We start from the raw sequence: 21,684 nt of genomic DNA, 5'->3' as shown, positions 1-21,684 counted from the left end.
CGCCAGCCTCTCAGCATGAGGGCACCACCATCGGGGTTCCGGTCACCGGGTCGGGCACGACGACGCTGGGGAGATCGAAGACCTCCTTCATGAGCTCGGCGTCGACGATGTCGGCGGGCGCGCCCTCGGCGACGATCCGGCCGTCCCGCAACGCCACGAGGTGATCGGCGTATCGGCAGGCCTGGTTGATGTCGTGGAGGACGGCGATCACCGTGCGGCCCTCGTCGCGCAGGCGCGCCAGCAAGCTCAGCAGCTGGTACTGGTGCGCGATGTCGAGGAACGACGTCGGCTCGTCGAGTAGCAGGTACGGCGTCTTCTGCGCCAGCACCAGCGCCACCCACACGCGCTGACGCTGTCCGCCCGAAAGCTCCTGCACCGGCCGGTCGGCCAGGCCCGCGACCCCGGCCGCGGTCATCGCCTCGATCACCGCGCGTTCGTCCTCTTCGGACCACGACGCGAACAGCGACTGGTGCGGGAACCGGCCGCGCGCGACCAGCTGCCGGACGCGGACGTCCTCCGGCGCCACCGGGTCCTGGGGCAGGAACCCGAGTTCCCGCGCCAAACCCTTGCCGGGGAAGGAACCGACGTCCTTGTCGTCGAGCAGGACCTCGCCGTCGGCCGGACGCAGCAGCCGGACGAACGCGCGCAGCAACGTCGACTTGCCACACGCGTTCGGTCCGACGACGGCGGTGAACGCGCGGTCGGGCACATCGAGGCTCAGCCGGGTCGACACGACCCGGTCGCCGTAGCGCAGGGTCAGGTCCCGGGCGGTCAAGCGGGCACTCATGTGCGCCGCACCTCCTTGGTGAGCAGCCAGATCAGGTAGCCGCCGCCGATCACGGTGCTGACCACACCGACCGGCAGCGCTTCCGGCGCGAGCAGCATCTGGGCGGCCAGGTCGGCACTGGTCAGCAGCACGGCGCCGGTGAGGGCGGCGGGCAGCAGGGAAATACCGGGCGTGCGGGCCAGCCGCCGCCCGATCTGCGGGGCGGCCAGCGCGATGAACGCGATCGGCCCGGCGACGGCGGTGACCGTGGCCGTGCAGCCGACCCCGATCAGCACCAGCACCAGCCGCAGCCGGTCCCAGCGGACACCGGTGGTGACCGCCAGCGCGCCGCCGAGCGCGGCCTGGTGCAACGCCGGCGCCCTGGTGAACAGCACGACGAACAGCACCGCGAGCACGCCGAACGGGATCGCGACGTCGTCCCAGCCGATCCCGTTGAGGGAACCGGCGTTCCAGCCGACGGCCGCGATCGCGATCTCGAGTTCGGCACGCAGCACGATCCAGGAGTTCAAGGCGGTCAGCATCGCGTTGATCGCGATCCCGATGACGATCAGCCGCAGCCCGGACAGCCCGCCGCCGAGCGACAACGCGTACACGATCGCCGCCGTGATCACGCCGCCGAGCACCGAACCGACGGTCAGCTGCGTCGACGTCCCCGAGAGCACGGTGATCGCGAACAGCGCGCCGGTGTAGGCACCGGCGTCGAGACCGATCACGTCCGGGCTGCCCAGTGGGTTGCGGGTGATGTTCTGGAAGATCGCGCCCGCCAGGCCGAGCGCGGCGCCGAACACCAACCCGGCAAGTACCCGGGGCAGCCGCCATTCGCGGATGACCACGCCCGGCCCGCCACCCGAACCGGTGAGCGCGGCGAACACACGAGCGGGGCTCGCCCACGCGGCGCCGTAGCAGAGCCCGAGCAGCGTCAGACCGGCGATGACCACCAGCATCGCCACGAGGAAGAAGAGGGTGCGGCGTTCCAGCCGGGCGGAGAACCGCCCGCGCCGCACGACGAGTGAGCTCGCTTCGTTCACAGTTTTCACAGTGGCGCCGCCCCGTATTTGCGGACGGCCCAGATCAGCACCGGGCCGCCGAGGAACGCGGTCACGATCGCGACCGGGACCTCGCCGGTCGGCAGCAGGACCCGGGATCCGACGTCCGCGGCCAGCATCAGGACCGGGCCGAGCAGCGCGGCGAACGCGATCAGCCACGGGATCGACGCGCCCGCCACCCGGCGGGCCAGATGCGGCACGATCAGCCCGACGAACAGGATCGGCCCGGCCAGCGCGGTCGCCGCGCCCGCCATCAGCGTGATCAGCAGCAGGGTGATCGTCCGGACCCTGGCGACGTTCGCGCCGAGCGTGTGCGCGACCGTCTCGCCGAGCGCGATCGCGTTCAGCTGACGGCTCACCGCGAACGCTCCCAGCAGGGACAGGCCGATGACGATCAGCGGGACCGTGGTCGGCGCCTGCTCACGTCCTGCCAGCGAGCCCACCGACCAGAACCGGTAGACGTCGAAGGTGTCCGGGAACAGCAGCCGCAGGCCGAGGGTGAGCCCCAGCAGCACGGCGCTCAACGCGGTCCCGGCGAGCACCAGCCGCAGCGGCGACTTGCTGCCCACCGCGTACACCAGCGCCGAAGCGCCGACCGCGCCCAGCACCGCCAGGCCCAGCTCGGCGGGCGCCGACGCGGCGAGCCCGAACGAGGACCCCACCGCGATGGCGAACCCGGCCCCGGCGGTCACGCCGAGCACGCCGGGTTCGGCCAAGGCGTTGCGGGACAAGGCCTGCACGAGCACACCGCCGACGGCGAGGGCCGCGCCGACCCCGATCGCCAGCACCGCCCTCGGCATCCGGATGTCCAGGACCACCGCCCGGTCACTCGGATTCCCGTCGCCCAGCAGGGCGCGCACGACCTCGCCGGGGGCGATGGCGTGCGCGCCGATGCCGACGCTCAGCACGGCGACCACGACGAGCCCGAGCAGTGCGGCGCCGAGCAGCGCGGACCGCCCGGTGGTGGTCACTGCTTGAGCAGCGGCGCGAACGCCTGGTCGACGGCGTCCAAAGTGGACGTCGCGGCCCGGTAGGTGGCGGCCTCGGTGAAGCGGAACGGGTAGACCTTGCCCGCCTTCACCGCGGGGAGTTCCTTCCACAGCGGCGAGTCGAGGACGTACTTGACCGGCGCGGGGACGGAACCGTCGGCGCTGACCGAGTAGGTGATGGCGTCGGCCTGCGCGAACGCCGTCGACAGCTCTTCGATCGACGGGTACTCGCTGACGTCCTTCGAGCCGCCGCCCTTGACCTTGACCTGGCCGAAGTAGGTGGCGCCGATGTCCTGCGCGACGTTGGTGCCCCAGGAACCGTTGAACTCACGCTGGAAGTTGCCCTTGGCGACCTCGCCGTACGCTCCGACGTGGCCCAGCTTCAGCTGCGGCAGCACGGCCTTGTACTTCTCGGCCAGCCCCTTGGCCTTGGTGTCGTACGCGGTCTTGAGCGCGTCGAACCCGGCGGCCGCGCCGGCGGCGTCGGCCTGCTTGCGGGACAGCTCACGCCACATCGACGGCACCGACGGGCCGATCGCCACGACCGGCGCGATCGCTTCGAGCCGCTTGATGTCGATGTCCGCGAGCACCGGCTTCGGCACGCCGATGACGATGAGGTCCGGATCCGCCTGCGCGATCGCCTCGTAGTTCGTCTCCGCCGCCGACTCGCCCGCGACCTTCGCCAGCTCGTCGTACTTCTTGCGCTCCTGCTCGTTGAACAGCGGGATGCCGCGCTTCCAGCTGGACACCCCGACCAGCGGCGCGCCCGCTTCGAGCAGGGCGGGCACGGCGTAGCCGGTGGCGATGACCCGCTTCGGCGAGACCGGGATGGTGATCTGGCCGTTGTCGGCGGCGAACACCCTGGTCTGACCGCCGTCGGCGGCCTTGCCGTCTTCGCCGGAACCGCAGGCGGTGGCCGCGGTCGCGACCGTCAGCGCGAGCGCGATCGCTCCGGCGAGGCGTCGGGTTCTGGTGGTGCGCATGGATTTCCTCGTTCTTCTTGGTGGGGATCAGTGGTCGTGCTCGTCGTCGAAGTCCGCGACGCCGCGTTTCCAGTAGCCGGTCACGTCGTGGTCGTCCTTGCCGAGCCCGAGGTCGTTCTTGAGCCAGCGGCGCAGCGGCTTGATCTGCCCGGCTTCACCGGCGACCCAGGCGTAGAGCCGTTCACCGGCGGGGACCTCGATCGTCATGACCGCGCGGGCGAGCATGTCCGAGGCACCCGGCGCGACGTCGCCTCGGTACAGCCAATGCACTTCGACGTCTCCGGGCGCGGACAGCTCGATCTCCTCGCTCGCGTCGGCGACCTCGATGAACACCCAGCCCGCGGCGGTGCGCGGCAACTCTTCGAGCCAGCGTGCGATCGCGGGCAGCGCGGTGAGATCACCGGCGAGCAGGTAGCGGTCGTAGGTGTGCGGCACGATCAGCCCACCGGGCGGACCGGCGACGTGCACCGGCGTGCCGGGGGCGACCTTCTCGGCCCAGCCGGAGCCGAGCCCGCCCTCGTGCAGCGCGACGTCGAGGTCGAGTTCCCCGGAAGCCGGGTCGTACCGGCGGACCGTGTACTCGCGCGACGTCGGGGAGGGCTTGGGCCAGCGCAGCATGTCGCCGTCCTGGACCGGCAGCTTCGGCTCGGCATCCAGCTCGGGGAACAGGACTTTCACGTGCTCGTCGGGCGAATGCGCCTCGAAACCCGCGGTTCCCGGCCCGCCGAGGGTGACGCGGAGCAGTCCGGAACCGATCATCGTGGTGCGCACGACCTCGGCCTGCCGGACGCGGATCGGGTACGGGACCTTCTCCGCGTGCGCTCCCCCGCGCACCTCGGCGATGCGTTCGAGGTGCCGGTGGCGATGGTCGGCGCGGCTCACGCGGTGCTCCCGGTGAGGACCTGGGTCCAGCGACCGAGGGTCGGCTGTTCGGCGAGGTCGGCGAACTCCAGGTTGTCGGCGCCTTCGGTGCGCCACTGCTCGACGAGGCCCATGATCCGCATCGAGTCGAGTCCGAGGTCGGTGAGATCGGTCTCCGGCTTCAGCTCGGCCGGATCGCAGCCGAGCAGTTCGGCGACGTCGGCGTGGATCTTCGCTGTGGTCAGGCTCATTACCGCGCTCCGGCGTGCATCGGGGCCAGCGCGGCGAGCGCGGCGGCCGTGGTGGTCAGTGCGCCGCAACGCTGGGCGACGTATTCGCAGGCCTGGTCGTGGCGTTCGCGGGAGAAGTCCGCGACCGCGTCGCCGACCAGGAACGGCTGGATGTCGCGCATGAACGCCTCGACGGCGGTGGCCTGGCAGCCGATATGCGCGTAGACGCCGGTGATCAGCAGCTGATCCCGGCCTGCCTCGGCGAGCTGTTCGGTGAACGTGCTGCGCTGGAACGCGCTGTAGCGCCACTTCGTCAGGACCTTGTCCCCCGGTTTCGGGGCGAGTTCGGCCACCACGTCGGCGGCGGCGGGGTCTTCGTCGATGACCGCGCCGATGCCGTCGCCCCAGAATTCGGTGAGCAGCCCGCGATCCTCGGCGGCCTGGTGACCGGGCTGCGCGGTGTAGAACACCGGGACACCCGCGGCGCGGGCGGCGTCGGCCAGCGCGGCGATGTTCGCGACCATCTCCGGCACCGGGGATCCTTCGTACGGCGCGAGGAAGTACCGCTGCGCGTCGTGCACCAGCAACGCGGCGCGGGCGGGGTCGGGCTTCCAGCCGACGCGGCCGGCGGGCAGCTCGGCCTCCGTCGGCAGGGCATATGGCTGAATCTCGGGCAGTGACACTCTCACTTCTCCTTCGCCAGGGCGGCCAGTGCCGCCCGCAGCTCGCGTTTGCTGGTCTTGCCGACGCCGGTGACCGGGAACTCCGGCACGATCTGGACCAGATCGGGCACCTTGAACGCCGCCACTCCGCGTTCACGCACGAACCGGCGCAGTTCCGCCGCGACGGGCTCGGCACCGGCAGCGGGGACGACGTAGGCGCAGGTGCGCTCGCCCAGGTACGGGTCCGGCACCGCGACGACGGCGGCGTCGAGCACGCCGGGGTGGGCCATCAGGTGGTTCTCGACCTCTTCCGCGGCCACCTTCTCGCCGCCGCGGTTGATCTGTTCCTTGGCCCTGCCGACGACTTCGAGGTGTCCCGACGGGTGCCGCCGCACGAGATCCCCGGTGCGGTAGAAGCCGTCCTCGGTGAACGCGGTCTTGTTGTGCTCGGCGGCACGGTAGTAGCCGCGGATCGTGTACGGGCCACGGGTCAGCAAGGCGCCGATCTCGCCCGGCGCGACGACGTCGTCCGAAGTGGACAGTGGGTCGTCCGGGTTCACGACGCGGATCTCGTCGTCCGGCGAGATCGGCCGTCCCTGCGTGGCGAGGACGTACTCGTCCGGATCGTCGAGCCGGGTGTAGCAGACCAGTCCCTCGGCCATGCCGAACACCTGCTGCAGACGGCAGCCCAGCGCGGGACCGATCTTCTCGGCCAGTTCACGCGCGCACTTCGCGCCGCCGACCAGCAGGACGTCCAAAGAGGACAGATCGCGGGTGTTCCGCGCGGCCGCCTGCGCCCACGCGGCGGCCAGCGGCGGCACGAGCCCGGTGATCGTCACGCCCTCGGCTTCGATCAGCCGGAACGCGGTGTCGGCGTCGGGACGCGGCGCGAACACCGTGGCCGCGCCCGCGTGCAGCGCCCCGAGAAGACCGGGCGAGCTGAGCGGGAAGTTGTGCGCGACCGGCAACGCGGCCAGGTACACGCTTTCCGGGCGCAGGCCACAGATCCGGGCGCTTTCGCGGACGCTGTAGAGGTAGTCGTCGTGCGTGCGCGGGATCAGTTTGGGCAGGCCGGTGCTGCCGCCGGACAGCTGGAGGAACGCGACCCCGGCGGGATCCGGATCCGGCAGGGCACGCGGGGTCGCCGCTTCGAGCACGGCGAACTCCTCCGTGCCGACGACGAAGACGTTCCGCACCGAAGGAATTTCGGCGGCGACCGCGTGCGCCATGGCCGCGTGGTCGAACCGTTCGTGTTCGCCGACGGTCAGGATCGCCGCCGCCTCGCTCTGTCCGGCGAAATGCCGCAGTTCGCTCGCCCGGTGGGCAGGCAGCGCGAATACCGGCAGCGCGCCCACCCTCCACAGTCCGAACACGACGGACGCGAACTCCGGCACGTTCGGCAGTTGCACGACGACCCGGTCACCCGGCTGGATTCCGGCCCCGGCGAATCCGGCCGCGAGCCGGTGCGCCCGCTCGTCGAGCTCGGCGAAGGTCCAGCGGGCGTTCTCGCCGATCACGGCGAGACGCTCGGCGTAGGCCTCGGCCAGGCTGGTCAGCAGTTTGCCGAAGGTCTGGCCGCGCCAGTATCCCGAAGCCCGGTAGCGCGCGGCGGTTTCGGGCGGCCAGGGCACGTGGTCGGAGGTCATTCCACTCCCTCCAGGCCGAGCGCGCGCAGCATGGTGCCGAACTTCGCGCCGGTCTCGGCGAGTTCGGCCGCCGGATCGGAACCCGCCACCACTCCCGCGCCGGCGAACAGCCGCACGGTGCGGTCTCGGACCTCGGCGCAGCGGATGGTGACGACCCATTCGCCGTCACCGTCCTGATCGGTCCAGCCGACGAGACCCGCGTAATAGCCGCGATCCTCGGGTTCGAGCGCGGCGATCGTGTCGCGGGCGAGCGCGGTCGGGACACCGCAGACGGCGGGTGTCGGATGCAGTGCTTCCGCCAGCCCGAGCGCGGACGACCCGGCGTCGCCCGGGTCGGCGAGCCGTCCGCTGATCCTGGTCGAGAGGTGCCACATCGTGGGCGTGCCGATCACCTCGGGTTCGGCGGGGACGTCGAGGTCGACGCAGAACCGGCCCAGCACTTCGGCCACCTGGGCGGCGACGTGGGCGTGTTCGGCACGGTCCTTTCCGGACGCCAGCAGATCGTCGATCCGGCGGGCGTTTTCGGCGTCGTCGGCCACTCGCGGCCGCGATCCGGCCAGCGGGTTGGCCGTCACCACACGGCCGCGGCGGGAGACCAGCAGTTCCGGGCTCGCGCCGACCAGGGTGCGCGGCGCGGGATCCCCCGGCGCGCTGACGTCGACCGCGAAAGCGTGGGCCGCCGGATCGGCGTGGACGAGCCGGGCCAGCAGCCGCGGCACGGCGATGGGATCGCCACCGGTGAGGTCGAGGCAGCGGGCCAGCACGATCTTGCGAAGGTCACCGTCGCGGATCTCGTCCAGCGCCTTGGCGACGGCAGTGGTGTAGACCTCCGGCGCGGGCCGCGGCGACACCGACCAGGTCCCGCCGCCGAGCGGGGCGACCGGACCACTCGCCTTCGGTGGTCCTGCCCGGCGCACCACGGCGGGCACCACCAGGCTGCTCGGCGCGTCGGGCCGGAATCCGATCGCTCCCGCCACCACGGGTTCGGTCACTCCCGCCACAAGGGCGGCGTCGAGGACTTCGGCGGCGGCACGGGCACGTTTACCCGGCACCGCGTGGACCGGGGAATACACCCCGTCGGCGAGAAGAGATCCTCGAGCGGACGAGTAGTAGAACGATCCGGGCAGGTACGCCGCCAGCAGATCGGCCGCCTGGTGGACCGGCCTTGGTCGAGCCGGTGCAGGTGAGGACACGACTGGATTCCCTTTCGCGAATACTACTGACCAGGTCGGCACCCCGTGGTGTTGCGGTGCCCTATGCGACGCGGAACGCCACCCCCGGACGCGCCTTTTCGGTTAGCCTAACCTAATCATACGGACCCGAAAAGTCTTCGTTGCGTCATCGAGATCACGCGCGGAGCGTGGCCCCGCCGTCGACGTAGAGGTTCTGCATCGTGATGTGCCGCGCGCGGTCGGAGGCCAAAAACAGGACTGCGTCGGCGATATCGGCCGGTTCGGCTATCCGGCCCAGCGGTATGCCGACACGGTATTGCTCCGGATTTCCCGCGATGACACGGTCCGCGCCGTTCTCGTCCGTCCACAGCAGACGTTGCATCTCGGTGTCGGTCGAGCCGGGAGAGACGATGTTGCAGCGGATGCCGGAGCCGGCGAGTTCGAGCCCGAGACAGCGGGTCAGCATCGTCGCGGCCGCCTTCGACGCGGCATAAGCGGCCATCCCGCTGCGCGGGACTCCCGCCGCGTTCGACCCGACGGTCACCAGCACACCGCTCCGGCGGGGCACCATCCGGCGGGAAATCTCGCGGAGCACGGCGAAGACACCGGTGGAGTTGACCGCGAAGGTCGCCGCCCAGTCTTCGTCGCTCGTGTCGCAGACGGACCCCGGCTTCAGTACACCCGCGACGGACGCGCCGATCCCGATCGGCCCGAGTTCGCGTTCGACCTCGTCGACGACCCGCGCGACGGCGGAGGGATTACCGACGTCCGCGACGAACGAGGTCACTCCGTCCCGGAGAGCACTTTCCGCCAGGTCCACCGCCGCCACAATCGCACCCGCTCGGGCGAGCCCGTCCACGACGGCCGCCCCGATCCCGCGCGCGCCTCCGGTCACGAGCGCGACCTTGCCCTCGATCCCTTCCACGCCACAACCACCCCCGTTCCATTTGCTTAGCCTTGCCTAAGCTAGCGGTCCGATCGAGGCAAAGCGAGGGACCGGCACCGGTGATTCGGGACACTTCCGGCCTGGACGGGGCGGGTAAAAATGCCGTGGTGCGTGCCGCCCGCGTATGCGGGCCGACCCTGGCTGGTTCGGTCCGTGAAGGCCTCCTTCCCTACCCTGAAGGTAGTGAAGGAGGCCTTCACGGACCGTGGCCGCCGCTAACCGGGCAAGGGACACGACAGCGGACCGCGGACGGCTCCTTCGCCCCGCAAGGTGATCTGCGCGCTCCCGCCGAGAGAATCCCTGGCGGTGCACACGATCTGGTCGACCGCCCTCGCCGACAACCCGGCGACGCCGACCGACAGGGTCACCGTGACGCCGTTCGGCGCGGGCGTCTGGTCCAGAACGGCGGTGCCGGGCGGGACTTCGGTGGTGTAGTTCCGTTCCCGCTCGCTCTCGTCCGGCCCGGCGGCGAGCAGATCGACGGGACTCGCCGGAGGCAGTTCCTGCGCCAGCGGGCGTAACACGCGGACCGGCTGCCCGCCGGACAGGAAGTAGAGCACCGCGCCGTTCGCGGGGCCCGCCGGCGCGGGCGCACCGGAGATCACGGCACTGGGCCGGACGCCGCAGCCCGCGACCACCGAGACGATCAGCAGCGCCGAAAGCCAGTTCTTCCTCATGCCGTCACTCCCAGCCGGGGCAGGCGCAGCGTGAACACCGCACCGCCGTCGACGCCGTTGGCCGCGCTCAGGCTGCCGCCGTGCAGCCGGGCGTTCTCCCAGGCGATCGCCAGTCCGAGCCCGCTGCCGCCGGACCTCGCCCTGGCCGAATCCGCCTTGTAGAACCGGTCGAACACGTGCGGAAGCACCTCGGGCGCCAGCCCGGGGCCGCGATCCGAGACCTCCAGCGTGATCCACTCCCCCGCTTCGGAAAGCCGGAGTGCGACCGGCTTTTCCCCGTGCCGCAACGCGTTCCCGACCAGGTTCGCCACGATGACGTCGACCCGCCTCGGATCCCACTCCGCGAAGATCCCGGAGGGCAGATCGCCCGCTACCTCGCCCGTCCAGCCCCGGATGCGCAGGCTCGCCGTGATGACCTCGGCGACGTCGACTTCTTCCGGTGCCAGCGCGGCCGCACCGGCGTCGAAGCGGGAGACCTCGATGAGGTCGTTCACCAGCCGCGTCAGGTTGTGCGTCTCCTCGATGCTCATCTTCGCCGCGCGACCGGCGTCCCCCGGCAGCTTCGACGCCTCCTGCTCCAGTACGTCCGCGACCGCGGTCATCGCGGCGAGCGGGGTGCGCAGTTCGTGGGAGACGTCGGCGACGAACCGCCTCGCGTCGGCTTCCATCCGTTCCAGCTCGCCGACGTGCCGCTCCAGCGCTTCGGCCGTCTCGTTGAACGTGCGCGCCACCCCGGCCAGTTCGTCCGAGCCGCGGACGCTGATCCGCGCGCGCAGGTCGCCCTTCCCCAGCCGCCGCGCCGCGTCGCCCAGTTCCCGCACCGGCCGCAGGACTCCGCGGGCGGCCAGCAACGCCAGCCCGATCGCGAAGACGAGCGCCACCCCGCCGATCAGCCAGGCCCGGGTGGCGAGTTCGTCGATACTCTTCGCCTCCGGCGCCATGCTGCGCGCGATGTAGGCCTCGATGCCCGAATCCCGTTGCTGCCCACCGGGAAGCAGAACCGTGAACCTGGTGCCCACCACCAGCATCGGCGTGCCGCGGGAGTCGACTCGTTGCCAGGCGACATTTCCCGACCGGACTCGCTCGCGAAGCTCGGGTGAGATCAGCGCCCGCATCTGCTCGTTCCCGCTCGACTCGTCCTCGTACAGGACCAGTGAGCTCAGGTCACGGTCGGACAGCTCGCCGCTGATCCGGCTCAGCGTTCCGTCGGCCGGCGGCAGCGGGCCGAGCGGGAACAGCGCGGTGGCCTTGTCGACCAGGACGCGGGCGGTGGCGTCCTGCGCCTGCTGGAGGATCACGGTGCGGGACTGGACGTAGGCGCCGCCGGCGACCGTCGCCGCGGTGATCACGACCAGCAGGCTGAAGGCCAGGAGCAGGCGGGTGCGCAGCCCACCGAGCTTCACAGTGGTCCGAACCGGTAGCCGAACCCCCGGACCGTCTGCACGTATACCGGCGCGGACGAATCGTCCTCGATCTTCGCGCGCAGCCGCTGTACACAAGCGTCGACGACGCGCGAGTCGCCGAAGTACCCGTGCTCCCACACGCTTTCCAACAGGTACTGGCGGCTGAGCACCCGGCCAGGCACCTGGGTGAGTTCGAGCAGGAGCCGCAGTTCGGTCGGGGCGAGGGCGACGGGCTTGTCCCCCTTGGTCACCGTCAGCGCGGCACGGTCGATGCCGAGGTCGCCGTGCCGCTCGATCTCGGCCGGCGTGGGCGCCGCCGCCGCGGGTTGCCCGCTGCGGCGCAGCACCGCGCGGATCCGCGCCTCCAGCACCTGCGCCCTGGCGGGTTTGACCACGTAGTCGTCCGCGCCGGCGGCGAGTCCGGCCACCACGTCGATATCCTCGTTGCGCGCGGTGAGCATGATGATCGGCAGATCCCCCGCCGCCCGGATCCGGCGGCAGACCTCGAAACCGTCCAGTCCTGGCAACATCAGGTCCAGTACGACGATATCCGGCGGCCGGGACGCGAGCCGGGCGAGGCCTTCCTCGCCGGTGGCCACCGCGTCGACCGCGTGGCCACGGCCGCCCAGCGCCATGCTGAGCCCGTCACGCACGGCTTGATCGTCCTCGATGAGCAGCACCCTGGGCATGCCGACGACTATCGCAGCGCCGGACGGAATCCGCTCGTCCATGACACGCCATGGTGCCCATCCTGTTTCCGCGGAACGTCCACGGAATGTCTTCGTTCTGTCACGGCGTGCTCCGTGCGGAACGGTGACATTTTCGTCGGCGTCCGCGCACGCCGCCGCGATCGGGTTCGCACAGGCGTCGGCGAGTGTCGACGTCATGAAAGAACTCCTGCTCGCGGCGATCACCCGCGTCCTCGCGGTACTGCTGCTGATCCCGGCGTGGCTGCGGTCCCCCGGCCAGGCTCGGCGGCTCGCCTGCGGTTGGGCGCTGTCATTGCGGTTCCCCGCCGAAAATCTCGCCGGGCTGACCGCCGGAACGCTCGCCGCGTTCACCGCCGCCAGGACCGAGGCGTTCTGGCGGCACCGCACGCTCCTCGGCGTCACCTCGGGGCACCGGGACGCCGCCGAGCAGCATCGGCTGTACCTCGCCGAGGCTGGACGGAGCGGCAAGCGTGTCCTGCCGCCGCAGGATTCCGCGCACGTCAGCGGTACCGCGCTGGACGTCCGGCCGCGCGAAGGCGCGCAGTGGCTGGAGGTCCACGGCGCCCGCTTCGCGCTTTACCGGATCTACGACAACGAATGGTGGCATTTCGAGTACCGGCCCGGCGAGGCTCCGCCCGCGCGGCTGCCGCATCCCGGCTGGCGGACGACCCACTCACGCGCCCGTGACTAGCGCGGGACCGTTCCCACCCAATGTCACGTAGCTTAAGTTGATCTTGGGCGAGGTTGACGGGTGGGGTGAAGGCTCCCTTCGCTGCGTCTGATGCGACGAAGGGGCACCTTCGGCCTGGTCGTGGGTCGAGGGGGTCGTGAGTGGCGTTTGGGGGGGAGGAGGGGGCACTGTTGGGTGGGTGGGGGGGGGGGGGGGGGGGGGGGGGTTTTTGGGTTCCCCACCAAAACCCCCCCCCCACGACCCCCTCGTGGGCGCGGTCGGCTCCTGTCTGCCAGAGGGCAACCGAGCGCGTGACCTGCGGCAACCCTCACCGCTTACGATCAAGACCCCATCCAAGATCAACTCAAGCTACGTGGCATTGCGTTCCCACCTGCGCCGACTGCTGGTTGCGAAAGTGGCCTTCGCGACCCTGCCGGATGCGGCGTCGGTGCGGAGTTGCGTGTCGCTGGGTCACCCCTCCACCGTGATCCGCGGTGCCAACGCCGCCAGGAAGTCGGCCGCGTCGAAGACCTCGCCCGCCGAGACGACCCCGGTCGCCTTCGTCCGGCCGTCGAGCACGCGCTGGACGGCCTCCACCACCAGCGGTGCCGTGATCGCGTAGATGTCCTGCCCCCGTGCGACGATCTGCCGTTCTTCGCCGCCGGACCGCACGACGACGTCGACCACGAACTCCTGCGAGGAAGGGCCGCCGGCGGGAGGCGCGGGCGTCTCGGGCGTCACGACCTCGCGAGCCGCGTTCACCGTCATGTACGTGGTCACCTCGGGAATGTCGAGGTGACTGGGGACGGTGACGACGTCGGCCATCGTGAACTCCCCGAGCACGGCCCGGGTCCCGAGCGGTGCGGGGAAGTCCCAATCCAGCTCCGGCAGCGCGTCGTCGCGGTGTTCGATCCGGCCGCCGGAGAAGCGGATCCGCTTGCCGTCACGCCGCTCCCGCGAGACCCTGCCCGCCGCGCGGGTCCCCTCCGTCGGATGCCAGCTGCTCAGCCCGTAGGCGACGTGGGCTTCGTCGGCGGACGTCCAGTCGCCCATCGCGGCGGTGACCATCAGGTCGCCGAGGCCACCGAAGAACGCCATCGCCGGGATCACCGTCGCTCCCGCCGCACGCTCGCCGAACTGAGCGAAGGTGTCGATGTTCGCTTCGAGCTCCGCGGCCACGTCGAGATACGGGATCCCCGCCCGCAGCGCCGCTTCGATCACCGGAGCGGCGGTGTCGGCGAAAGGCCCGGCGGCGTTGATCACCGCGTCCGCGCCCGCGAACGCGCGGTCGAGCGAAGCCGGGTCGTCCACCGACGCCTGCCGCACGTCGAGATCGGGCCAAGGCAGGCCGCGCAGTTTCGCCTCGTCGCGTCCCACGGCCAGCACGCCGAATCCGCGTTCGCGCAACTCCGCCACCACGAACCGCCCGGTGTGCCCGTAAGCCCCGAATACCGCGACGTCGTAGTTCCCCATGATTTCTCCTGTCCTCGGACGATCCACTGTGGACCATCCTGTCGGCGGATCCCGCCGATCGACAGTGTCCGGAACGCCATCATGCGTACACTTTCGGACATGAGCACGGTCGCCCTCGCCGCCACGGACGGGATGCTGCAGTTCGAGCTGTCCATCGCCCACGAGGTCTTCGACACAGGCCTGTACGAATTCGGCGTCTACGGCTCGAAGCCGGTGAAGGTCGGCCGGTTCCTGCTCGAACCGGATCACGGCCTCGAAGGTCTGAAGCGCGCCGGCACCGTCATCGTTCCCGGCTGGGCGGACATCGACGTCGATCCGCCGTCCGATCTGGTCGAGGCCGTGCGCGTCGCCCACGAAGCGGGCGCGCGGGTGGCGTCCCTGTGCACGGGCGCGTTCGTGCTGGCGGCCGCCGGTCTGCTCGACGGCCGCCGGGCGACGACGCACTGGGCGCACACCGACGTCCTCGCCGCCCGGTTTCCCTTGGTGGAGGTCGATCCGGACGTCCTCTACGTCGACAACGGCAGCGTGCTCACCTCGGCGGGCAAAGCCGCAGCGATGGACCTTTGCCTGCATCTGGTCCGTTCCGACCACGGTTCGGCCGTCGCGAACACCATCGCCCGCCGCCTGGTCGTCCCGCCGCACCGCGCGGGCGGGCAGGCCCAGTTCGTCACCGCCCCGGTTCCCGACCAGGACGACCATCCGCTCGGCCGTCTGCTCCCCTGGGTCACCGAACGGCTCGACCGGCCGCTGACCGTCGAGGACCTCGCCCGGCACGCGAACATGAGTTCCCGCAATCTGGCCAGGCACTTCCGGTCGGCGACCGGGACGACCCCGCTGCGCTGGCTGCTGACCCAGCGCATCCGCCGTGCTCAGGAACTCCTGGAACGGACCGACGACAGCGTCGACCTGATCGCCGAGGCCACCGGGATGGGCACCGCCGCCACGCTGCGGCGGCACTTCAACCGCACGGTCGGAGTGCCGCCGGACAGCTATCGCCGCACGTTCCGCGCGGTCAACGCAGGTGTGCCGTGATCAGGTCCGCGACGGCCGCCATCCCGGCCTCGTTCGGGTGGTACGGCACGCGTCCCGGCGCGGCCGCGTACCGCTCCATCCACGGGACGGCAGCACAGGCGTCGTGGTCCGTGCTGACCGCGGCCGCGGGGATCAGGGTGGCCCGTTCGGTGCGGGCCGCCCGCCGGGTCGCCGCCGCGAGCCGGTCCGCGACCTCGCGTTCGAAGGCCAGCTGCTCCGGGGTGAGCGGAACGCCGTCGCAGGCGGGCGTGGTGCGCGGGACGATCGTCAGGTAGTCGACGACCAGCACCCGCGCCCGCGGCGCGCGCCGATGGACCGCCGCGATGACGGCGCCGATCTTCTCGTGCACCGTGGTCAGCGCGGCGCGGACGGCGTCCTGGTCGACCTGGCCGCAGTTCGTGCCGCCGGTGTTCTGGCAGCCGTAGGTGAACAGGCTCCCGACGTAGCCGACGTCGTTGCCGCCGATGGTGACCGTCACGAGCCGGGTGTCCCTGGTGACGGCCTCGATCTGCGGCGGCTGCCCGGCCTGTCCGGTGGTGAGGATGTTCGCCGTGGTCGCTCCGCTGCAGGTGACGTCGGTGAGGGCGAATCCGCGTTCCCCGGCCACGAGACTCGCGTAGTTCTTCGTCGAACGTCCGCACGCCGCCGGGGTTCCGGGCTGCTGCGGCGGGATTCCCGGTCCAGCCGCGAAGGAACTGCCCATGGCGACGTAGCGGGCGGCCCCGGCGGCTTGGCCGGGCGGCGTGGCCAGGAGACCGATCGTGACCGCGGCGAGCACCGCGACGGCTATCCGCTTGACCATGGCGAACCCCTTATCTCAGGAAGGTGACCGGTTCCGGTCCCGCGATGCCGTCGATGGCACCGAGGGCGAGCAGATCTTCGGGACGTGGCTTCAGCGCATCGGCGAGGGCGGGGTCTCTTCAGGGTCCCGTTTGAGGATCCCGGCCGCCAGTTCCGGGGCGATGACGGAGAAACAGGCGTCCGGGGTGAGCCAGAGCCGGTCCGCCGAGCAGAACGCGAGCGCGCCGCCAGAACCGCCTTCCCCGATCACCAGGGTCGTGATCGGCACCTCCGCCGCCGCGATCGCGCCGAACAGCTCGGCGATGGCGTTCCCGGCCCCGGCCGTCTCCGCGGCCGGATCGGCGGCCGCCCCCGGGGTGTCGACGAGGGTCAGCACCGGCAGGCCCAGCCGGTCGGCGAGCCGGAGCAGCCGGGTCGCCGTCCGGAAACCGCCGGGCGTGGTCGCGATGCCGGTCTGCGCCGCGAAGGCGATCGGCCGCCCGCCCCGGCTTCCGATCCCGCAACGGACGCCGTCGTCGATACCGCCCCGGAGAGTGACGCGGGTGTCGAAGTAGTCGTCGAGGTAGGCACCCGCGCGGGGCCGTCCCGCAGACCGGGCGCGGAGAACGGCCTGCCAGCCGTCCGGAGCGGGTTCGAGGGCGCCGAGTGCGCGGGGCAGCTCCGCCGGGCGGTTCCGGGAGGCACCGGTCAGGAGACCGAGCCAGACCTCGAGCCGGTCGGTGATCGCGTCTTCGGCCACGAGTTCATCGACATATCCGGCCGCGTACTGGTTTTCCGCCGTGTACGCCGGATCGTCGGCGTACCGCTCCGGCCGCACCCGGCGTCCGGCGAAACCCACCTGAGCGCCGGGGACGGCGAGCACGACGTCGGCGTCGGCGCCGAGCGACGCCCACACCCCGCCGGTAGTGGGGTGCCGCGCGACGCTGATGTGCGGCAACCGCTCTTCGCGCAGCAGCGCCAGACCGCGCGCGATCCGCTGCAGTTGCCGCAGCGCGGGAACACCCTCCTGCATCCGGGTGCCGCCCGTGGACAGCAGCGAAACGACGGGAAGCCGGTGCGAGCGCGCCTCGTCGAGCGCCCGTTCGATGAGCGCGCCGGTCCTCGTCCCGACCGAACCGCCGAGGAAGCCGAACTCGAAGCGGATCACGACGACCTCGTGGCCGCCGATCTTCGCGCGTTCCCAGACCACCGACTCGTCCGTGCCCGTGCGTTTCCTGGCGCGTGCCAGGGAAGCGGCGTAACCGTCCCAGCCCAGCGGGTCAGTCATGGAGAGCCCGCTTGAGGACCTTGCCCATCTCGTTGCGCGGCAACGCTTCCAGGTACCGCACCACACGCGGCCGCTTGTGCGGGGACAGCAGTCCGGCGACGTGGTCGGCCAGTTCGCCCGCCGTCGGCTTGGCCCCGGCCGGGACGATCCAGGCCACGATGCGCTCGCCGAGGTCGTCGTCCGGCTCCCCGGTGACGGCCGCCTCCGCGACCCCCGGATGTTCCAGGAGCGCGTTCTCGATCTCGCCGGCGCCGATCTTGTAGCCGCCGCTCTTGATCAGGTCGGTGGCGCGGCGGCCCACGATCCGCACGTAGCCGTCCGGATCGCGCACCGCCATGTCGCCGGTCTTGAACCAGCCGTCGCGCATCGTGGCTTCCGTGGCGTCCGGCCGGTTCAGGTAGCCGAGGAACAGGTTCGGGCCGCGGACCTCGATCTCGCCGACGGACTCGCCGGTGAGCGGTTCTCCCGCGTCGTCGACCAGCCGCAGTTCGACGCCGGGCACCGGCGGGCCGACCGCACCTGGCCGCCGGTCCCCCGTCGCGCGGACACCGCAGTTCATCAGAGTTTCGGTCATGCCATAGCGTTCGACGACCCGCTGTCCGGTCGCGGCGGTGATCCGCTCGTGGTCGGTCGCGGGCAGGGCCGCCGAACCCGAAACCAGCAGCCGCGCCGCGCCCACTCCGGCGGCCAGCGCGGGATCGGCCTCGCAATCGGCCGCGAGCCGGTGGTACATCGTCGGGACACCGAAGAGCATCGTGCCCGCACCGGCGAGTTCCTTCGCGGCCGCTTCGGTCGAGAACCGGCCGAGGTGGTGCAGCGCACCGCCCCGTCGCAGCGGGCCGACGACGCCCAGGATAAGGCCGTGCACATGGAACAGCGGAAGGGCGTGCACGAGGACGTCGGCGTCGGTCCAGTCCCAGATCTCCGCGAGCGCGTCGAGATTCGACGCCACCGCGCGGCGCGGGAGGATGACGCCCTTCGGCGGTCCGGTAGTGCCCGACGTGTAGATGACGAACGCCGGAGACTCCGGGTCGGGTTCCTCGCCTCGCCACGGCGTGCCCGAGGTGTCCAGCTCGACCGGAACCCGCGGCAGCACATCGAGTTCCGGTGGCAGCTCGGCGTCCGGCGCGGCCAGCACGAGGTCCGGCGCGCTGTCGGCGACGATATGCGCCAGTTCGCGTGATCCGGCCTTCGGATTGATCGGCACCACCGGGACGCCGGCGGTCAGCGAGGCGACGATCGCGACGCAGGTTCGCAGCGTCGGTGTCGCCCACACCGCGACCCGCGGGCGCCCGGCCAGCGCGGCGGCGAGCGGGCCCGCGACGCACGCGAGTTGGCCGTAGGTCAGGGATTCGTCGCCGAACCGCAGGGCGACGCGGTCACTCTTCCCGGCAACCAGCATGGATCTCCTCCTCAGCCCCAGTTGGGCACGACGAACACGAGCCAGGCGATCAGCGGCACGACGGCCACCACGAGCGCCCCGTAGACCAGCAGTTGTTTGAAGAACTTGTCGCGGTCGACGTCCTTCGCGTTGGCGAGGACGAGCGCGCCGTTGGTGGAGAAGGGACTGACGTCCACCATCGTCGCCGAGACCGCGAGGGCGGCGATCATGCCGACCGGCCCGATCGTCCCCTGCGCCAGGAACGGCACGGCGAGCGGGATGAGCGCGCCCATCAGCCCGACCGACGACGCGAAGGCGGAGACGATACCTCCGATGTAGCAGAGCAGCAGCGCCGCGAGCAGCGGGATCCCGACGGTGGTGACCGCGTTGCCGACGTAGTCGATGGTGCCGATCTCCTTCAGCACCGCCACGTAGGTCAGCACACCGCAGATCAGCAGCACGGTCGGCCAGGTGATCTCGGAGACGGCGGAACGGCTGGTCTTGGGCCACGCGACGCTCAGCAGGACGGCGACGGTGATGGCGGTCAAGCCCGGGTCGAGGTCGAACACGAGGGTGCCGGCCACGAGCGCGACCAGGCCGGTCAGCGTCACGATCTTCGGCCCGTCCAAGGGAATGCGCCGTTCGTGCGGCAGCGGTTCTTCGTCGGCCTCCACTCCCTCGGCGCCCGCCGTCACGAGCTGGCGGCGCCGCAGTTTGGTCCCGCCGAGTACGACGAAAAGGACGCCCGCGATGGCGAGGTTCATGCCGAGGCTCGCGAAGAACAGCACCACGGGGCTGCCCGCGATGTGGTTGCGCTCGACGATCCCGTTGACGATCGAGCCGTAGACGCTGATCGGCGAGAACCCGCCGCCCTGCGCGCCGTGCACGACCATCGCGCCCATGAGCAGTGGGCTGATCTTGTAGCGGGCGGCGAAACCGAGCGCGATCGGCGCGACGATCGCGCAGGCAGCCGGGCTCACCGCGCCGATCGCGGTCAGCGCTCCGGTGACCACGAACATCACCCACGGGATGAGCGCGATCCGGCCGCCGACCAGGCGGACGGCCGCGGCGACCAGCCAGTCGGTGGTGCCGTTGGCCCTGGCGATGGCGAACAGATAGGTGACCCCCACCAGGACCACGAAGATGTCGCCGGGGAAGCCGGCGAAGATGCCGTCGGTGTCCAGGCCACCGGCGAGGGTGCCGACGAGGAAAGCGCCGGCGAAGGCGAGCGCCCCCATGTTGATCGAGCGGGTCGTGGCGAGGGCGAAGATCACCACGAGAACAAGGATCGAGATCAGCTGGGCGGACATGACCGTCCTCCTTGACGGCGGGAGCCCCTTGGCGCGTGGCCGAGTGGACTAGTGGCTGAGCCACTTTCCCTGTGACGGCGACCACCTGTCAACCCACGAGTGGTAAATTGGCTGAGCCACTTGTCCAGCCAAGGGAGGGCACCGAGTGCCGGAGGCGTTGAGCCGGTTGAACCGGGCGAAGCTCTACGAGCAGGTCGTCGAGCGGATCAAGGCGCACGTCGAGGAGTCCGGCCTGCGCGCGGGCGACAAACTCCCCAGCGAACGCGACCTCGCCGAGCGGCTCGGGGTCAGCCGCGCGTCGATCAAGCAGGCGATCGTCGTGCTCGAGGTGCAGGGCCTGCTCGAATCCCGGCACGGCGGGGGCACCTACCTGCGGAACGATCACCTCGACGTCGAACCGGTCGACGAACTCGTCGCCCGCCGCAAGCGGCTTCCGGAAGTACTCGAAGCCCGCGAGGCGATGGAGACCAAGCTCGCGGAACTGGCCGCGTCGCGACGATCCGACGCGGACCTCGCCGCCATCGACGCGGCACTGGAGTACATGAAGACCGAGATCGAGGACGGCGGGCACGGCGCCGAAGGCGATCGCCGGTTCCACGAAGCGATCACCGCCGCCGCGAACAACGCCCTCCTCGCCGAGTTCATGCGTTCGATCGACACGCAGATCGCGGAAAGCCGCAACGAGTCTTTGCGGCAACCCGGCAGGCCGTGGCGCTCACTGAGCCAGCATCACAACATCGCCGAGGCCATCCGGAACGGCGACCCGAAGGCGGCCGCGAACGCGATGCGGCGGCATGTCCAGACCGTCAGCAAGGTCCGGTTGCTGACCTGGGACCCGCAGGCCGACTAGCGTTTCACCAAGCCGTTCGCGGCGATCTCGGTCGCCGCCGCGAGCAAGGCACGCAGCTGCTTTTCGTCGCGGCGCAAGGCATCCGGCCGCCAGCCGAGGCTGATGATCCCGTTCCACGCCGCCCACAGCACGGTGGCGGCCTCTTCCGCGTCGACGTCCCGCAGTTCGCCGGCCTCCACCCCTACACGCAGGGCGCCCACGAGCCGCGCGTTCTGCTCGGCGACCGACCGGGCGAGCCGTTCCGCCAATTCGCGGCCCGCCGCGTAGCCGCCGATCCGCCGCACGTGGCGCTGGCGCAACACCTACGGCTGGCTCGTCGAGTATCCCGTCGACGCACGGGCCATGGAGAGTTTCATCGGCCCCGTCATGACCGATCCGGCCATCCGCCACGACGGCCGCAAGGCCATCGGCAGCGTGTCGGCGCGGTACAGCCGTGAGGCGGCCGCCCGCCTCACGACCCGGTTCGGCAAACCGATCCTGCTGGCCTGGGCCGCGGAGGACGCGTGTTCCCGCTCGCCCACGCGCGGCGGTTCGCCGAACGGCTGGACGCGCCGTTGAAGACCATTCCGGACAGTCACGCGTACACGGCCGAGGACCAGCCGGCGAAGACGGCCGCCGTGATCACCGAATGGGCTCGGCAACTTCTTAGCGGCGAAGCGACCGTGGCGCGTTGATCCAGTGGGTCGTGGGGGGGGGTTTTGGGTTTCGCCCCCAAAACCCCCCCCCCCCCCCCCCCCCCCCACCCACCCCCCCTCCCCCACAACCCCCACCGCGCCCCTCAAGGACCC

At 71.1% G+C, this 21,684-nt stretch carries 24 protein-coding genes; 5 read left to right on the top strand and 19 right to left on the bottom strand.

Going from position 1 to position 21,684, the window contains the following annotated elements; all coding sequences use genetic code 11:
* Positions 1-10: 10 nt before the first annotated feature.
* The 13 genes from AC069I_RS28815 to AC069I_RS28755 all read right to left on the bottom strand — a co-directional run bounded on the left by AC069I_RS28815 (position 11) and on the right by AC069I_RS28755 (position 12,133).
* Positions 11-787, bottom strand: a complete 777-nt coding sequence (locus AC069I_RS28815; RefSeq protein ID WP_478229851.1) for an ABC transporter ATP-binding protein — start codon at positions 785-787, stop codon at positions 11-13.
* The gene (locus tag AC069I_RS28810) at positions 784-1,824 is read right to left on the bottom strand and encodes a FecCD family ABC transporter permease (protein ID WP_478266816.1); all 1,041 of its coding nucleotides are present in this window, start codon (positions 1,822-1,824) and stop codon (positions 784-786) included. The genes AC069I_RS28815 and AC069I_RS28810 overlap by 4 nt, the downstream gene beginning before the upstream one ends.
* Positions 1,821-2,804 (bottom strand): FecCD family ABC transporter permease, encoded by a 984-nt coding sequence (locus AC069I_RS28805; protein ID WP_478229853.1) that lies wholly within the window; start codon positions 2,802-2,804, stop codon positions 1,821-1,823. The genes AC069I_RS28810 and AC069I_RS28805 overlap by 4 nt, the downstream gene beginning before the upstream one ends.
* A complete protein-coding gene (locus tag AC069I_RS28800; RefSeq protein WP_478229854.1) occupies positions 2,801-3,805 on the bottom strand; it encodes an ABC transporter substrate-binding protein in 1,005 nt (334 codons plus the stop codon). The genes AC069I_RS28805 and AC069I_RS28800 overlap by 4 nt, the downstream gene beginning before the upstream one ends.
* A 27-nt stretch (positions 3,806-3,832) precedes the next feature.
* Positions 3,833-4,687 carry a siderophore-interacting protein gene (locus tag AC069I_RS28795; RefSeq protein ID WP_478229855.1) on the bottom strand — a complete coding sequence of 285 codons (855 nt, stop codon included), beginning with the start codon at positions 4,685-4,687 and terminating at the stop codon, positions 3,833-3,835.
* The gene (locus tag AC069I_RS28790; RefSeq protein WP_478229856.1) at positions 4,684-4,917 is read right to left on the bottom strand and encodes a phosphopantetheine-binding protein; all 234 of its coding nucleotides are present in this window, start codon (positions 4,915-4,917) and stop codon (positions 4,684-4,686) included. The genes AC069I_RS28795 and AC069I_RS28790 overlap by 4 nt, the downstream gene beginning before the upstream one ends.
* The gene (locus AC069I_RS28785; RefSeq protein ID WP_478229857.1) at positions 4,917-5,585 is read right to left on the bottom strand and encodes an isochorismatase family protein; all 669 of its coding nucleotides are present in this window, start codon (positions 5,583-5,585) and stop codon (positions 4,917-4,919) included. The genes AC069I_RS28790 and AC069I_RS28785 overlap by 1 nt, the downstream gene beginning before the upstream one ends.
* Positions 5,582-7,204: a (2,3-dihydroxybenzoyl)adenylate synthase gene (locus AC069I_RS28780; protein WP_478229858.1), complete on the bottom strand. Its 1,623-nt coding sequence runs from the start codon at positions 7,202-7,204 to the stop codon at positions 5,582-5,584. The genes AC069I_RS28785 and AC069I_RS28780 overlap by 4 nt, the downstream gene beginning before the upstream one ends.
* Positions 7,201-8,397: an isochorismate synthase gene (locus tag AC069I_RS28775; protein WP_478235886.1), complete on the bottom strand. Its 1,197-nt coding sequence runs from the start codon at positions 8,395-8,397 to the stop codon at positions 7,201-7,203. The genes AC069I_RS28780 and AC069I_RS28775 overlap by 4 nt, the downstream gene beginning before the upstream one ends.
* 154 nt (positions 8,398-8,551) lie before the next feature.
* The gene (locus AC069I_RS28770) at positions 8,552-9,301 is read right to left on the bottom strand and encodes a 2,3-dihydro-2,3-dihydroxybenzoate dehydrogenase (RefSeq protein ID WP_478266815.1); all 750 of its coding nucleotides are present in this window, start codon (positions 9,299-9,301) and stop codon (positions 8,552-8,554) included.
* 236 nt (positions 9,302-9,537) lie between these two features.
* On the bottom strand, positions 9,538-9,999 hold the full coding sequence (locus AC069I_RS28765; protein WP_478266814.1) for a GerMN domain-containing protein: 462 nt from the start codon (positions 9,997-9,999) through the stop codon (positions 9,538-9,540).
* Positions 9,996-11,402, bottom strand: a complete 1,407-nt coding sequence (locus AC069I_RS28760; protein WP_478266813.1) for an ATP-binding protein — start codon at positions 11,400-11,402, stop codon at positions 9,996-9,998. The genes AC069I_RS28765 and AC069I_RS28760 overlap by 4 nt, the downstream gene beginning before the upstream one ends.
* On the bottom strand, positions 11,399-12,133 hold the full coding sequence (locus AC069I_RS28755) for a response regulator (protein ID WP_478229863.1): 735 nt from the start codon (positions 12,131-12,133) through the stop codon (positions 11,399-11,401). The genes AC069I_RS28760 and AC069I_RS28755 overlap by 4 nt, the downstream gene beginning before the upstream one ends.
* Before the next feature lie 154 nt (positions 12,134-12,287).
* On the opposite strand from AC069I_RS28755, the gene AC069I_RS28750 reads away from it, so the two are divergent.
* Positions 12,288-12,803 (top strand): M15 family metallopeptidase domain-containing protein, encoded by a 516-nt coding sequence (locus AC069I_RS28750; protein WP_478229913.1) that lies wholly within the window; start codon positions 12,288-12,290, stop codon positions 12,801-12,803.
* Between the two features lie 450 nt (positions 12,804-13,253).
* On the opposite strand, the gene AC069I_RS28745 is transcribed toward AC069I_RS28750, so the two are convergent.
* Positions 13,254-14,255 carry a saccharopine dehydrogenase family protein gene (locus tag AC069I_RS28745; RefSeq protein ID WP_478266812.1) on the bottom strand — a complete coding sequence of 334 codons (1,002 nt, stop codon included), beginning with the start codon at positions 14,253-14,255 and terminating at the stop codon, positions 13,254-13,256.
* Positions 14,256-14,354: 99 nt separating this feature from the next.
* Between AC069I_RS28745 and AC069I_RS28740 the strand changes: the two genes are divergently transcribed.
* Entirely contained in the window at positions 14,355-15,287 is a 933-nt protein-coding gene (locus tag AC069I_RS28740; protein ID WP_478229865.1) for a helix-turn-helix domain-containing protein, read from the top strand.
* Here AC069I_RS28740 and AC069I_RS28735 read toward each other — a convergent pair.
* The 4 genes from AC069I_RS28735 to AC069I_RS28720 form a co-directional block, all read right to left on the bottom strand.
* Complete coding sequence (locus AC069I_RS28735) at positions 15,268-16,089, bottom strand: SGNH/GDSL hydrolase family protein (RefSeq protein WP_478229866.1); 822 nt, start codon at positions 16,087-16,089, stop codon at positions 15,268-15,270. The genes AC069I_RS28740 and AC069I_RS28735 overlap by 20 nt on opposite strands.
* Positions 16,090-16,179: 90 nt before the next feature.
* Positions 16,180-17,355, bottom strand: a complete 1,176-nt coding sequence (locus AC069I_RS28730) for a carboxyl transferase domain-containing protein (RefSeq protein WP_478266811.1) — start codon at positions 17,353-17,355, stop codon at positions 16,180-16,182.
* Complete coding sequence (locus AC069I_RS28725) at positions 17,348-18,757, bottom strand: acyl-CoA synthetase (RefSeq protein WP_478229868.1); 1,410 nt, start codon at positions 18,755-18,757, stop codon at positions 17,348-17,350. Before AC069I_RS28725 ends, AC069I_RS28730 begins: the two co-directional genes overlap by 8 nt.
* 11 nt (positions 18,758-18,768) lie before the next feature.
* Entirely contained in the window at positions 18,769-20,046 is a 1,278-nt protein-coding gene (locus AC069I_RS28720) for an SLC13 family permease (protein ID WP_478229869.1), read from the bottom strand.
* 145 nt (positions 20,047-20,191) lie between these two features.
* On the opposite strand from AC069I_RS28720, the gene AC069I_RS28715 reads away from it, so the two are divergent.
* Entirely contained in the window at positions 20,192-20,896 is a 705-nt protein-coding gene (locus AC069I_RS28715) for a FadR/GntR family transcriptional regulator (RefSeq protein ID WP_478229870.1), read from the top strand.
* Here AC069I_RS28715 and AC069I_RS28710 read toward each other — a convergent pair.
* Complete coding sequence (locus AC069I_RS28710) at positions 20,893-21,198, bottom strand: TetR family transcriptional regulator C-terminal domain-containing protein (protein ID WP_478229871.1); 306 nt, start codon at positions 21,196-21,198, stop codon at positions 20,893-20,895. The two genes, AC069I_RS28715 and AC069I_RS28710, sit on opposite strands and share 4 nt — an antisense overlap.
* Before the next feature lie 40 nt (positions 21,199-21,238).
* On the opposite strand from AC069I_RS28710, the gene AC069I_RS28705 reads away from it, so the two are divergent.
* Both AC069I_RS28705 and AC069I_RS28700 read left to right on the top strand, forming a co-directional pair.
* Positions 21,239-21,454 (top strand): hypothetical protein, encoded by a 216-nt coding sequence (locus AC069I_RS28705; protein ID WP_478229872.1) that lies wholly within the window; start codon positions 21,239-21,241, stop codon positions 21,452-21,454.
* Entirely contained in the window at positions 21,400-21,570 is a 171-nt protein-coding gene (locus tag AC069I_RS28700; protein ID WP_478266810.1) for a hypothetical protein, read from the top strand. Before AC069I_RS28705 ends, AC069I_RS28700 begins: the two co-directional genes overlap by 55 nt.
* Positions 21,571-21,684: the final 114 nt, after the last annotated feature.

The organism is Amycolatopsis sp. NPDC043885, from assembly GCF_056435685.1.
The sequence above is the reverse complement of the archived record's forward strand: the minus strand, read 5'-3'. Positions and strand labels throughout refer to the sequence as shown.